Here is a 12,933-nt window from a genome sequence, read left to right on the forward strand (position 1 = left end):
GGTTCCGCCGCGGGCTAGAAAAGGCCGATGAAAATGGCGCAGCGCAGGGCAACTGCAACAGCCGCAAGACGGGCCGCCATGGCTGATGGCAGGGGGTCGGCGAATGATGCCGCGCCGCCCAAGGATCGTCGGCGCGAGCGCGGCGAGGCGAGCGTGCAGCGTATCATCGACGCCACCATCGACCTCATCGCCGATGAAGGGCTGGCGAGCGTCACCATGCAGCGCATCGCCGAGCAGGTCGGCTCGTCGAACGCGCTGGTCGTGTTCCATTTTCGCAGCAAGGAGAACCTGTTTCGGGCCGTGCTGCAGTATCTCAGCGATCGATATGATGAGCTGTGGGCCACCTTGGTGCGGGCGCCCGGGCTGTCGCCGGTTGAAAGGCTGCTGGGCGCGGTCGAATGCGCGCGAGGATTCGCGCGGCAGCATCCAAAGTGGGTTTCGGTCTTCGTCGTGTTCTCCAGCGACCGCAAGAGCATGCAGATCTACAACGAGATCGGGTTGCCGAGCGACCTCGCCTACACGGCCGAAGCGCGCGAGCTGCTGATCGAGATCTCGCGCAGTGGCGGCTATTCCGGCGTCGACATAGACACCTTATCAGAGAGCCTGAATTATCTGGTTCACGGCGCCTGGTACTGGGATCACCTGAACCCTTCCGGCCGTAACACCAATGTCCTGCGCAAGACGATGCTGATGCTGCTGCATCAGGCGTTTCCGCGGCATTTCGATCTTGAGCGCTAATATCTACCGGCTCTGCCGCAGATGGCAGCCGGCCTGGCGGTTGTGCGCCATTTCGGCTTGTTTGCAGCGAACTGTCGACTGTCCTCCTTCGCCAAGGCTTCGGAGGACACCCCTTCGTCTAACGATCTTCGGGTGGCCTGCTACCCGAAGCTCGAAGAGCGAAGGGTGGTGCCCCCGGACGGGATCGAACCGCCGACCTTCGGTTTACAAATTTTGTGCCAGAATACCCCGAAGCATATCGTTCCCTAACTTTGTTCCAATCAACATATTGATTTTGATTAATTTATCGAGGTTTTTGGCCGATTGAGCATCGGTTTGCATAACGTTGTCGAACGTACTATAACGTACCCCGGATTACCCCTGAGGTTACCCCGGAGCCAAAACCGATGCTTAATTCGATCCCCGGCCAGTTCAAAAAGGCTGCCGCGTTTATCAACAATCTGACGCCGGCAACCACGCGGCAAGAAATACCGGACAGCACCCAAGCCGGCCTCTATCTGGTGATGCAGCCAAGCGGGTCTTTGTCATGGGCTGTGCGAACGAAGATTGATGGCAAGGCCGCGAAAGTGACCATTGGACGCTATGACGAAGTCGGCCGCGACGACCGGGCCGGCAACATCATATCGGCAACACAAGTGCTGAACGTCACCCAGGCACGGGCAGCGGCCGAAAAGGTGATCGCGGACGCAAAGCGCGGCAATGACCCCCGGCAACAGAAGATCGACAAGACGAGTGTGGGCGCTTGGTTCGATGAATTTATCAAGACGGCCAGGACGACCGGTTTCAAGGGTAGGGCGGTTAAGGCAACCACAGCGGACGAATATGAGCGCATAATCGCGACCAATATCAAACCGCACTGGAAACACGTTAGCGACATTCGGACGCTCGATTACCGGGATGTCGAAAAGCTCTTGGCGAAGCTGACGCCGGGCGCGAGGCGGAACGCCTTTGCGGTGCTATCCGCATTCTTCCGCTGGAAGCCCGTTGCGCGCGTCATGGGCCGGAACATCATCGAGCTTGCCGAAGCGCCGGCCAAGCCGACCAGCCGCGACCGCGTGTTGTCCCATGAGGAAATCAAGAAGGTTTGGAACGCTTCCGAAAAGTGCGGCTATCCGTTCGGCCCCATGACACAATTGCTATTGTTGACCGGGCAACGCCGCGACGAAATCGCCGATCTGAAATGGTCCGAAATTGCCGATGACGCGATCACGCTTGAAGCGGCTCGTACGAAGAATTCACGACCGCATGTCGTGCCGCTCTCGCCGCTTGCAAAGACGATAATTGAAGCGTTGCCCAAGATGCACGACGCGGACGGCAATTTGTCGGAATACGTGTTCACGACAACCGCAACGACGCCGTTCAGCGGATTCAGCAATGGCAAGAAAGCGCTCGATAAGCATTGCGGCGAACCGGCGTTGCCCGATTGGCATTTGCACGATCTGCGGCGCACATGCGCGACCGAGCTAGCCAAGCTTGGAATTAAGCAGGAAGTGACCGAAGCAATCCTAAATCACAAAACCGGTAAAGTGTCCGGTGTTGCCGCAATCTATAACCGGTACGATTACCAAGATGAAAAGCGCGACGCTTTGGAACAATGGGCAACCCGCATTCAGGCAATCACCGGGAACAACGTTACGATTCTCCGGAAAGGATCGACCATATGATTGATAAGAAGAGGATAAGGAAGCGGACGAACGAAATAGACGATAACGGATACATTGAACCAAACCCGAACGGGCAGAAATATCCGAGCGACTTCAAGGAGCCGAACCCTATAACTCCCGAGCATGTTCAGGGCTTCGTATGTGGAGTGTTGTTTATGATTTTTCTAATTGCCGTTTACGTGCGGATTTGAGAGTGACTCTAGTATGAGAGACTTATCCACAAGGCAGTTATAGCTAGTTATTGACCACTAGACTTTGTTATGGTTGGTTGCCCATGCCAAAGGTTGGACGACCGATGGTGTGAGGGGCTGGACGGCCCAAGGCCGCGAGGAAGACGCGGCGATAGGGGTTGGACGACCCGAAGCCGGGGAACGGCCCGGCGCTCTGCGATGGATCGCAAGAGCCAGGCCCCAGCCAATTCCCACTCACAAGGTCTGTCCCATGTCTTCCCTAGAACTTATCCCCGCGCCCGTAGTGCGCGCCGCTTGCGGCAATATCACCGATATGACCCTTTGGCGCTGGCTGAACGGTTCATTCGACCCCCGAACGGGAAGATTGACCCCGCCCGTTCCCGGCTTTCCCCGACCTCGCAAAATTAACAACCGCCGTTATTGGAGCCGTGCCGAGATCGAGCGATTTATGGCCTCGCGCCCGCTCGGCTAATTCCCCTAAGGCTTACCCGCGCCGCTCTTGGCGGGCCTGAGTTTTCAGCAAGTGTTTGAGTGAACAACAATTTTCAACATCAGAGCAGCGGTTAGTTGATCCGGCGCTCAAAGAAAAGCCGGCGAGCGCTGCAACGCTGCCGGCCTTGAAGGACAATATCAGTGACCGCCCACATACCACCGGCCGCGTTGTCGGGCAACGCCGCTGTCCCCGAAGCGCTCAAAGCTTACCGACAGTTCGTTGTGTGGCGGCTTGTGCAGCGACCCGGAGAACCGAAGCCAGCCAAGCTCCCGTTCGGTCCGAAGACCGGGCAGGCCGCTAGCTCGACCGATTCAAGCACCTGGACAGATTTTGACACCGCCGCGCGCGCCGTCGCTGCCGGGAGTTTCAACGGCATCGGATTTGTGTTCACCGCCAACGACCCGTTTGCCTTTATCGACCTTGACGATTGCCGCGACCCGGCCACGGGGGAATGGTCGCCGCATGCTCTCTTTATCGCCCAATCCATCTTTCCGAACGGATCGTGGGAAACATCGCAGAGCGGCCAAGGACTGCACGGGATTGTCCGCGTGAGCAACAAAGCAGCATTTGCGAACAAGTCTCGCAAATGGGCAAATGGCGGCGCCCGCTTCGAATGCTACACCGAAGGCCGCTTTGTAGCGTTCGGCCATTGCGATTGGTCACAGCTCGATCTGGAGATTGATTGCGGTGCAGTGTTAGCCGAATGGGTTCCGGATCGGCAATCCGGTTATCCCGGCGTGGTCGAATGGGAAGACGTGGCGCGCTTGGATTACGCCGGTCCCGCCGACGATGACGAACTAGTCAGACGCGCAATTGAGAGCAAGGGCGGCCCCGCCGTTATTCTTGGCAAAGCGCCATCGTTTGCAGCCCTTTGGAACGGCGATGTCGCCGAGCTTGGCGGGTTTTTTCCGGATAGCGGCAAGCGTCCATTCGACCACAGCGCCGCCGAGCTTGCTCTTGCCAATGCATTAGCTTGGTGGACCGGCTGCAATCCTGTGCGCATCGAACGATTGATGAGCCGAGCGCCGCTCTGCCAACGCGCCAAATGGTATACGCGCGGCGACTACCGGGCGCTCACCATCACGTCCGCCATTGCCGGCCCGAACCGCAAATATTTCGCAGCCAAGGACCGGCGCGAACAGCAGTTGCAGGCCGATATGGTGATTGGCGACGATCTGCCAACGCCGCCGCTACCGTCAATCATGACCCTGGACCAAATGTTGCGAGACTTGGTCCATATCGGCTTCGGTAGCCAAATCGTACACCGAGTCAGCAAGACGATCCGGAGTAAGGAAGATGCGGCAAGCGAATATGCCGCGAGCGTAACCGAAGTTGACACAGGCAAGGTCGATGAAGACTGCAATCCGGTCACAAAGCAACTCCAGACGCTGGTTTTGTGGCGTCGTGACCGGAACCGTACATCGGTCGATCAAATAACGTGGCAACCTGACAAGCCGGAAATCTGCCAAGCACTCGACGCCAACGGCAGCGGCCAACGCGCGTACAATCTTTGGACGCCACCGCGATTGAGGGCCGCGCCGTCAAATTGGCTGGAATGGGCGAGACCGTTCATCGATCATGTCGCCTATCTTGTGCCGATTGAGGTCGAACGTGTGCGGTTCCTGCAATGGCTGGCGCATATCGTCCAGAGACCGGGCGAGCTTCCGCATACTTGCTATTTGATGATTGCGACCACGACCGGCATTGGTCGCGGTACGCTGGCGTCAATCCTCACCCGAGCTTTTCGCGGATACGTCGCCGCGAATGCCGATGTTGGCATGCTGTTGAACAAGACTTTCAACGGGCGATTGTCCCAAAAATTGCTCGCAACGGTTGACGAAATACGCGAGGGCGACGGCGCACAACGTTATCGGCAGCAGGAAAATTTTAAGAGCGCCGTCACCGAGGAAGAACGCCACGTCAATCCCAAATTCGGCAGGCAATATGTCGAGAAAAACTGTTGCCGTTGGTTGCTATTCTCAAACCATTTGGACGCGTTGCCTTTCGATAATAACGACCGACGGGTGATCGTTATTGAAAACCCGACCACACCGGCACAGCCGGCTTGGTTCGAATATTTGCACGGCATCATCAACAACCCGACGTTCGTCGCCAGCGTCCAGTACTATCTCGCAACGCTCGATATCAGCACGTTCAAGCCGGGCGAGCGCGCGCCGATGAACGCGGCCAAGGCAAAAGCGGTTGCGAGCATGGAAAGCATCGCTGACAGGGCCGCACGGCAATTTGCAGCCGCGTGGCCCGACGATCTGGCGACGATAGCCGACCTACGCGAATTCCTTGGCGATGACGCTCCAGGCAACAGCGGTGCGATGCGCCATGTGGTTGAGCGCGCCGGTATGAGGACCGCGCACCGCATCAAAATAGCGGGCAGGTTGGAGACGCTTTTGATCGTGCGCGGCCCACTTGACGGAAATGACCTAACCAAAGCCGACAACGCCGCCATTGTTGACAGGATCGGCGCTGCCCAAGCGAAATTTCGGTTCACAGCGTGACCGCCACCCCGGTTCGCCAAGGATCACCAAGTTCGCCACATCTGAAAAGGCCGGAAATAGAAAATAGAACTGATGTTACTCAACGTTATACTGAAAATATTTCTGTGTCTTTTTAGAAGTGGCGAACTTGGTGATCCTTGGCGCACCGCGCCGTCGCCCGCGTGGGTGTAAGGAGCAGCGGTTAACTAGACCGATACAGACCCGCCAAAACTGCAACGAAAACAACCGGTAAATTATCCAGTCAGCACAACGGGTAGTCACCCGGGTAAAAACAGGGGAAACCAACCATGGAACTAACGCTGAAATTCTCTGCCACGCCGGAAGGAATCAAGACCGCCCGCATGTGCCTCGCATTCGACCGTGCAATGGCGTGGTTCAGGCGGCGCGATTGGTCCAGGCCATCCAATCGTCCGGAGCTCAACTATCAGGACGACCAGTTGTACATGGTCTCATATTGGTCCGACGATATCCGCGTCTCGATCTGGCGCGACCACACGACCGGCTCGCTTAATTTCATTCTGGACGCAGTGGACCGCGTCGGCAAGCATGTGGCAAAAATAGGCGAGTTTGGCGCGCTTGGCCGGGACGAATGGTTCATCGCTCACCTAGACGAACAAATCGTTCATTCAATCGATCAAAATATGGACCATCGCTTTCGCCAATCGAGCGCGGCTTTCGTTGCGGAATTTTTGTACAGTTCAACCACGCCGTGGCTAAATCATCCGGTCGAGACTAAGAACAAATTAGGACCCGTTACGCCGGAGATAATCAACGCTCTGCGGAGAGTTGGTTATCGCTCGACATCGGAAACCACATGGGCGGCACCGGGCGAAAATATCGGAAAAAGTCATTAAAATTGCCAACTGTGGATAACTAAATAGCGATATTTGCTTGTGGCGTCTGCCGTACTTATTGCTTTCCCTTAAATACTACTCACTCTAAGCGGAAGGAATACAGACTATGGCGATCAAGAATTTTTCTCGTGTGCCCGGCGAGACTCGCGGCTTTCTTGCAAATTGGACGGCTAGCAGCGGAGGGTCATTTTCCTTCTTCTGGCCGGTTGCCTACGCGAACGTATCCGGCGATCTCGACAACGCTGCTACGGCGTTAGGCAACGGCGTCATGGCCGCTGCCGCGAGTATCGAAGCGGCGGACAAGCAATTCAAGCAGGCCGGCGACGTGGCTCGCGTAGGGGCAGAGGCCTGTTCGAGATATTGCGGTCCAGGCTTCAGGGCAGTGAGACAGGCCGCTATCAGCGAGCGACAAACCACGGCGGCGGCTCGCTACAGCTTGAGACAGCCCGTAGAGGCGAGCGCTACCCCGAACTCGACCGCCGTGGATGCGATCCAGCGCGCCGAAATCCGGCAAACGCTTTTCCGCGAATTCGGAACCGACCTAGGTGGCGCTTTCGAATGGGTGATGCAGTCGCAAGGGCTCGATGTGCTCCAAGCAATTGTTCCGGCAATCGACCGGACGATTTTCGTCAAGGACAAGCAATTGTCCGATTTGCTCGCCGAAGAATTCGCGATCCGGAAGACGATTAAATTCATGCCCAACGAACCGTCCGACGATTTCGCGACGCCGGCCGATCCCCTCAAAAGCAAGATGGACGATTCATCGATCCGCCTACTAGCCAAGGCAAAGGTTGGTCGAATCAAGCTCCGTGAGGAAGCGGTAGACGCTGCAAGCAAGCTGTTGGTCTCGACAATAAATTTCACGGCGCAATCCAGCAATTTGACCGACACAGAGGCGTTGAACCTATTGTTTGGTAAATCCGCCTAGCAATTTACCGATATTGCTAGGCGTTCCGGGCCGGATTGATTTCCTGATTGTCAATCCGGCCCGGGTTTCTCCGTAAAGCGACAAAAACAATGACTGAAAATTTTCTTCCGCTCCCCCAATCCGGTCGAATTGACGATAACGTCCATAGATTATCGGATCGCGACCACAATGGGAGATTTGCGGTCGGTAAATCTACAGGCCGTCCGGTTGGTGCGGTCGGTAAAGTAAGCCGCGATTTGCTTAAACAGGTAAAAGCGCTCGGGCCTCGCGCAATCGACAAGCTGACCGAGGCATTGGACGCAAATCAGGAATGGGCGGTTAAATTCATTTTGCAGCATTGCTTGCCGAAGGGTAGGGCGCTGGAATTCGAAGAAATGACCGTTGATGATTTGGTCGCCGCTGCCAAATCGTCCGATATTTCTCTCGAGGAATTCCGGGCCGGCGTCGATGCGATGGCAAAGGTTCACGACATCCAAGAACTCGAATTGTTGCGCGAGAGAATCGACCAATTGGAGCAAATGCTCAATGTCAAAGCGCGCACTGGAACGTAAACGTATCGCCGAACTCGAAGCGCGCTTGCAGGTTCGCGGCGGTCGGCAACTATTGCCCGGTCGCGACGACACCGGACTTTTGACCGCGCTAGAAATTACAATCGGCATGATACCCGATCCGGCCGATAAATACCGCTGGGCGCTAGGACCCGACGGACAAGCGTTAGTCGCCAGACTGTTCCAGGCGACCACGGCGGCAACTGTGGATCGGATAATTCCGACCGATACGCCGGAGGTTGCACAAGCAAAATACCGGGATTGGATCGGATGATTCCGGCCACACCGTATGAGCAGCGGTTGTCCGAATAGACGCCAGAGCAGAGGATCGGCGACAAATCCCCAACGAATTCAAAGCCCCTCGATCCCCATCGACCCAAACGGGAAGGGCGGGGGTATAGGCGGGGGTAAATTTGATTTCCGCTGGTCAATTCCTTGGCTGGTTGGTGAATTTCCAGCCCTACAGGTCCGCCTCGGTCGCAGCGCTACGGGGCGCCTATTCACCCTTCGTTCACTATATTAGCGCAAGCTGATAAGCGGACATGATGGGTACAGCGTACATGCCTAAAGCCCTAACGCCGATACAAACCTCAGCGCTAGGGCTTATTAACCTCCAGAGATACGGGCCTGTAGCCATTCCCCTGCGGCTGGGTAAGTGCTTCAATGGTTGGCCTTGCCGGGATGTCCTGCCGCTGCCATTTGCTTGTTGAACGCTGCGGCCTCTTGCTCCGTATCGAATGGACGGGCGGTAGCCGTTCCATCGGGAGCGATGACTATGGCCAGGTACGGCAGGCCATTCGCTGGCGGGTGGTAGACGGCATAGATCGTGCTGCGCTTCATTCCCTCATGCTACCGGGACTCAAAGACCTCGCCTAGCCTTGCGTTGAATTCAAAAGCCGATCCCGGTGAGCGACGTGCAGAAGCTGCATCTGCTCGAACAGGGTCAAAAGGTCTTCGGCTAAGTCTGCCCTGAAGCCCTTATGGTGGAAGTCGGCAACAATCTCCCGCTGGCGCGCAATATGTCGCTCGCCCAAAAGCACATGCTGCTCCAGCATCGCTAGAACGGCTTCCCTCATCGCTAAGAGGTATCAGATTTCTCGCGCTTCTTATAGGGACCGCGCTTGCCTGGCTTCGGCGGCAACAGGGCCGCCGCGCCGCTTTCACCTTCAGAGACGGCAGACGTTTCAAACATCGTCCGTACTGGTTTCTGCAACTGCGTTTCAGACAACTCGAGCAAGCTGTAGCACGATGCCATCCGTGTGGCGGAGCGCCCTATTGAACGCTCTGTCGCGGCAACGACCCGGAGAGCCTTGAGATAGCGCTTCCGGGTTCCGAACAACGTGGCGGCCATCATCTGCACCCCTGCTTTTCATAGGCACATCGGTCACCGGCCTAAAATAGGAGCCAAATTTTTGAAATTCAAATTGAGACTTTGTGAGCCGGACTCCGATGCGCAAGACGCGCAATGTCGAACACTCATCAGTTGAATGTGAGTAGGAAGTCCAGGTGCATTTCAAGTTCGCGTTGCACCGCCTCGAAGTCTTGCAATAGCCCTCGGGCCAGGTCGGTCCGGTGGCCGTCGAGCGTCATCTCTTCGATGAGTTTGCGCTGGCGAGCAATGCGTGCCCTGCCTTCGCGAACGTGGCGTTCTCCCTTTTCCACCTTGGTCTCGGTGTTCATGCTGAGACAAGGCGGCTGATGGCCTTTAGGTTCCGCCGCCCCAACGGAACATTTGCTCGCCCCTAGAGTTGGTCGGCATGGACACTTGGACTTCTCTCGATATCAGCGCGGCAGCCCTGAAACGGGCGCAAAAGCTTCGCGACGAAAATGACCGCTTCAGGAAGCAGGCGGCTGCGGAGCTGGCCAGGGCTCGTGAACTGATTTCCGATATTGCCGAGCTTCTGGATGCTCGCGGCCTAAGGCGCCGTTGAACCGCGCGGGAAGTCGCCGGCAAGGAGGTGGCGTCCATCCGGTGGAAACGGGAGGTCCGGTGAACTAGGTTAGTTCGATCAAATGCCTGATGAGGTCATCGGGCATAATGGGTTTCACAAGGCGCCGAACGCCCGAAAATTCGCTTGGGACGATGGTCCGGTCATACCCGGTGACGAATATGAACGGGATGCCGTGCGCCTTCAATTCGGCCGCGACGGCGAAAGTCGCGGCCGCACCAAGCTTTATGTCAACCGTCGCGCATTCGACGTCCTCGCTGGCGATTTTCCTCGATGCATCTTCAGGATTAGCCACCGGGCCAATTACCCTGCCGCCAGCTTCCCTAATCGCCTCTTCGAGTTCGGCTGCGATCAGATACTCGTCCTCGACGACAAGGACTCGGCGTCCCTGCAGTGGCGCTGCCGGCTTGAACTGGCCTGAATTATTGGGAACGACAGAACACAACATCGACGCCCCCCTTTGGGTTGTCGGGTCATGAATAGAGCTTACACCTGTTGGGGGATTTGCGAGTCATTTGGCGAAAATCGAATAGCCCGGCCGCTCAGCCGCGTGACAGAGCGACACGATCGGTGCCGGGCTATTCAGTAGGCCCGCTGCGGGGGTTGGGTTGGCAACGGGGATTGATGACGTGCGTCGTGACAGGCCACACAGTTCCCGACAAAGTTAGGCTGTTTGCCAACGATATGATCCCCGAAACAGCAGCCGCTCAAGGCTGGAGACGGGCGAGCCTTACGGTTCCTCCCGCACGATCCAGTCTAGCATTTCCGGGTCGACGGTCTCGTTGCCTGACATGATGCGGACGATGTGCTTTACGGCGGGGCGCCGTTGCTTTTCGGGCGGATTGTCCTCAGCAACCCACCGCAGGAAGGCTTGGCGGATCACGTCACATTCAAAGGCGGAAATGGAATCGCGTGTGCGGGCTTTGGCCATGGGGCCAAATGCGGCTTAGGCCGATAGGTTCCAACGGGATACGAAAAGCCCGCCGCCAGGAGGACTCGGCGACGGCTTTCCTGAGGACCCAAGAGCGGCGCTGAGCAGCAAACATTCAAACAGGCGCTGCGGCATGACTGAGGAAGGCGGAGTGCTGGGTTTGTAGGGTCCACCGGGCACCAATGCGCCTGCTACCGGGCCTAGGGGTAAAGATGTGGGTAAATTCGCACCCTGACTACGCCATGGAAGGCCCATGCCTAGCTTGTAGATTGAATTCGTGGCACCAAATTGAGCCGCAACGCCACATCGCGCGCTGCGGAATGCCAAAGGGGCCAAATCGGTGAAATCCTACAGCCGTCCGCCAATAGTCGAAGCCGCTGTCGAGTTCGTGGCAAACGTCGCCATATCATATGAAGACCTCCAAGCGATTTCGAATAAGGTCGCCGGCGACTACAAACATCAAACCATAGACAAGAACATCGAGGTCCGCATCGATACGCTTGGCGGCATTCCAACGGTGCACTCCGAGCCGTCGCCAGATCGGTTCCGCAGAACATCCGACGATCAGGCGGACATCGCCATGTTCGGTCACAACTCGATGATCGTAGCGCGCTTAGCCCCCTACCTCGGCTGGGAGTATTTGAGTGAACGTGTCGCAAGGAATTGGCGCATTTGGTCGAAAGGTCCAACGGGCAAAAATATCACTCGGGTGGGTATGCGCTTTATCAATCGAATAGATATTCCTACAGCTGGGCTGGAACATTTCGACATCCGCGACTACCTCAAGCTCCAACCTCTCGTTCCGAGAATCGCTGAGAAGCCGATGTCGGGGTATTTAGTTCAGGCCTCCATGCCTACCGCCAACCCAAATTGGGATTGCAACATAGCCTCAACGACTGTCTTGGACCCACCGTTGATAAATCATACGTCTATTTTGTTGGATATTGACGTGTATCGAACCCGCGACATACCATCAAAAGCTGCAGAAATTCTGCCGATTCTGGAAGAAGCCCGAGCGCTGAAGAATACCATTTTTGAGCTCTGCATAACCGACAAAGCGCGAGAATTGTTTCAATGACCACATCTCTTAATAGTACGGTCGCCGCACCCAACACTGCATCCGAAATCCCGGCACGGGGGGCCGCAGGTGCATACTCGACGCGCATGAACGACGCCGTTTCTAATGCATACAAGCGGACATTCGAACCCCTGGGCGTAGTCAAGTCGGAAGGAATTGATGGGCACCTCAATACGCTTCTCGCAAACTCAAAGGCGATTTTCAAAGTCACGACCAATACGGTCGCTATGCATCGTTTGTCGGCGGATTGGCGAGAACGGCTATTTAAGCAAATCGACAGCCTCCTAGACGCCGATGAATGGGACGAAAATGACAAGCCAATCGTCTCCGGCTCGTCCCAGACCTTTATAAGAATGCTGATTTTCCTCAACGCTCGACGACCGGGACTTGGCGCAACGAGCGATGGAAGTCTCATTGCGACTTGGACAACCGGAGAAAACCGCCTTACGATCATTTGCAAGCCGAATGACTGGGTTCGCTGGGTCGTTTCAACGAGGACCGATTCTGGATGTGAAACTGCTGCGGGCCAGACCAAGATTGCGCGTCTTCCCATTGTGCTAGAAGCTTACAGTCCGCAGCAGTGGTTTTCAGATGGCGGACGATAAGATTGAGGAAGACCATGATCTACTTAGGTACGTTCCATTCTCGAAGCTGCGCAAGGCTGATGGTACCGACGATGTGATCGGGGTGTTGCCGGAGGCGTTCGCACTTCGGGAGGCAGAGCCCTATCTTTCGGCAACTTGGATTGAATATTTTGCGTCTCAGCCAGATCCCGTTGCCTCAGCTGTGCGCGCGGTCAGAAATAGCGCACTCAAGGTGACAACGAAGAGCGGGTTCACCAAGGGCAAACTGAGCGAAATTCGTTCAGCATGCAAAGCCCGTGGCCATCAGATTCGAATAGTCCATGAACGGGAGCCGGACAACGACGCCCACGTAGCAGTTCGTCGCTATCCCGCCGACGATTTGGAGCTTTTTGAATCGCTTGCCACCGACGCGTGGTCCGACTGGTTTCTAAACTCTTCGATTCCGTAGTTTCGCAATCGTGT

17 protein-coding genes and 1 tRNA gene are annotated in these 12,933 nt (G+C 56.4%); 11 read left to right on the top strand and 7 right to left on the bottom strand.

All coding sequences use genetic code 11. From position 1 onward, the window contains the following. The first annotated feature begins 78 nt into the window (after window positions 1-78). On the top strand, window positions 79-738 hold the full coding sequence (locus EJ073_RS03050; protein WP_245455460.1) for a TetR/AcrR family transcriptional regulator: 660 nt from the start codon (window positions 79-81) through the stop codon (window positions 736-738). A 166-nt stretch (window positions 739-904) separates the two neighbouring features. Here EJ073_RS03050 and EJ073_RS31355 read toward each other — a convergent pair. Further along, window positions 905-965: transfer RNA gene (locus EJ073_RS31355), tRNA-OTHER, on the bottom strand. 159 nt (window positions 966-1,124) lie between these two features. Here EJ073_RS31355 and EJ073_RS03055 point away from each other — a divergent pair. The 7 genes from EJ073_RS03055 (at window position 1,125) to EJ073_RS03090 (ending at window position 8,203) form a co-directional block, all read left to right on the top strand. After that, complete coding sequence (locus EJ073_RS03055) at window positions 1,125-2,402, top strand: site-specific integrase (RefSeq protein WP_126054391.1); 1,278 nt, start codon at window positions 1,125-1,127, stop codon at window positions 2,400-2,402. Then, window positions 2,399-2,593 (top strand): hypothetical protein, encoded by a 195-nt coding sequence (locus EJ073_RS03060; RefSeq protein WP_126054392.1) that lies wholly within the window; start codon window positions 2,399-2,401, stop codon window positions 2,591-2,593. The genes EJ073_RS03055 and EJ073_RS03060 overlap by 4 nt, the downstream gene beginning before the upstream one ends. 633 nt (window positions 2,594-3,226) lie before the next feature. After that, entirely contained in the window at window positions 3,227-5,599 is a 2,373-nt protein-coding gene (locus EJ073_RS03070; protein WP_126054394.1) for a DUF5906 domain-containing protein, read from the top strand. Window positions 5,600-5,886: 287 nt separating this feature from the next. Next, a complete protein-coding gene (locus EJ073_RS03075) occupies window positions 5,887-6,453 on the top strand; it encodes a hypothetical protein (RefSeq protein WP_126054395.1) in 567 nt (188 codons plus the stop codon). A gap of 106 nt (window positions 6,454-6,559) precedes the next feature. Beyond that, on the top strand, window positions 6,560-7,381 hold the full coding sequence (locus EJ073_RS03080) for a hypothetical protein (RefSeq protein ID WP_126054396.1): 822 nt from the start codon (window positions 6,560-6,562) through the stop codon (window positions 7,379-7,381). Window positions 7,382-7,470: 89 nt separating this feature from the next. Next, window positions 7,471-7,932, top strand: coding sequence for a hypothetical protein (locus EJ073_RS03085; protein ID WP_126054397.1), 462 nt, complete (start codon window positions 7,471-7,473; stop codon window positions 7,930-7,932). Continuing rightward, complete coding sequence (locus EJ073_RS03090) at window positions 7,907-8,203, top strand: hypothetical protein (protein ID WP_126054398.1); 297 nt, start codon at window positions 7,907-7,909, stop codon at window positions 8,201-8,203. Before EJ073_RS03085 ends, EJ073_RS03090 begins: the two co-directional genes overlap by 26 nt. A gap of 386 nt (window positions 8,204-8,589) precedes the next feature. Here EJ073_RS03090 and EJ073_RS03095 read toward each other — a convergent pair whose 3' ends face one another. The 6 genes from EJ073_RS03095 to EJ073_RS03120 all read right to left on the bottom strand — a co-directional run bounded on the left by EJ073_RS03095 (window position 8,590) and on the right by EJ073_RS03120 (window position 10,809). Continuing rightward, window positions 8,590-8,769, bottom strand: coding sequence for a hypothetical protein (locus EJ073_RS03095; RefSeq protein WP_126054399.1), 180 nt, complete (start codon window positions 8,767-8,769; stop codon window positions 8,590-8,592). 32 nt (window positions 8,770-8,801) lie between these two features. Continuing rightward, window positions 8,802-8,984, bottom strand: a complete 183-nt coding sequence (locus EJ073_RS03100; RefSeq protein ID WP_245455461.1) for a hypothetical protein — start codon at window positions 8,982-8,984, stop codon at window positions 8,802-8,804. A gap of 23 nt (window positions 8,985-9,007) precedes the next feature. Further along, window positions 9,008-9,283 carry a hypothetical protein gene (locus EJ073_RS03105; RefSeq protein ID WP_126054401.1) on the bottom strand — a complete coding sequence of 92 codons (276 nt, stop codon included), beginning with the start codon at window positions 9,281-9,283 and terminating at the stop codon, window positions 9,008-9,010. Window positions 9,284-9,408: 125 nt separating this feature from the next. After that, a complete protein-coding gene (locus EJ073_RS03110) occupies window positions 9,409-9,609 on the bottom strand; it encodes a hypothetical protein (protein ID WP_126054402.1) in 201 nt (66 codons plus the stop codon). 315 nt (window positions 9,610-9,924) lie between these two features. Continuing rightward, window positions 9,925-10,326 (bottom strand): response regulator, encoded by a 402-nt coding sequence (locus EJ073_RS03115; protein WP_126054403.1) that lies wholly within the window; start codon window positions 10,324-10,326, stop codon window positions 9,925-9,927. Between the two features lie 282 nt (window positions 10,327-10,608). After that, complete coding sequence (locus tag EJ073_RS03120; RefSeq protein WP_126054404.1) at window positions 10,609-10,809, bottom strand: hypothetical protein; 201 nt, start codon at window positions 10,807-10,809, stop codon at window positions 10,609-10,611. A 340-nt stretch (window positions 10,810-11,149) separates the two neighbouring features. Here EJ073_RS03120 and EJ073_RS03125 point away from each other — a divergent pair, with 340 nt between their 5' ends. From EJ073_RS03125 to EJ073_RS03135, 3 genes are all read left to right on the top strand, one after another. Further along, window positions 11,150-11,887 carry a TIGR04255 family protein gene (locus tag EJ073_RS03125; RefSeq protein ID WP_190233820.1) on the top strand — a complete coding sequence of 246 codons (738 nt, stop codon included), beginning with the start codon at window positions 11,150-11,152 and terminating at the stop codon, window positions 11,885-11,887. A gap of 86 nt (window positions 11,888-11,973) precedes the next feature. Next, window positions 11,974-12,492, top strand: a complete 519-nt coding sequence (locus EJ073_RS03130; protein ID WP_126054406.1) for a hypothetical protein — start codon at window positions 11,974-11,976, stop codon at window positions 12,490-12,492. Beyond that, window positions 12,479-12,919, top strand: a complete 441-nt coding sequence (locus EJ073_RS03135) for a hypothetical protein (protein ID WP_126054407.1) — start codon at window positions 12,479-12,481, stop codon at window positions 12,917-12,919. The genes EJ073_RS03130 and EJ073_RS03135 overlap by 14 nt, the downstream gene beginning before the upstream one ends. Window positions 12,920-12,933: the final 14 nt, after the last annotated feature.

It is taken from the genome of Mesorhizobium sp. M4B.F.Ca.ET.058.02.1.1, assembly GCF_003952505.1.
Classification (GTDB): Bacteria; Pseudomonadota; Alphaproteobacteria; order Rhizobiales; family Rhizobiaceae; genus Mesorhizobium.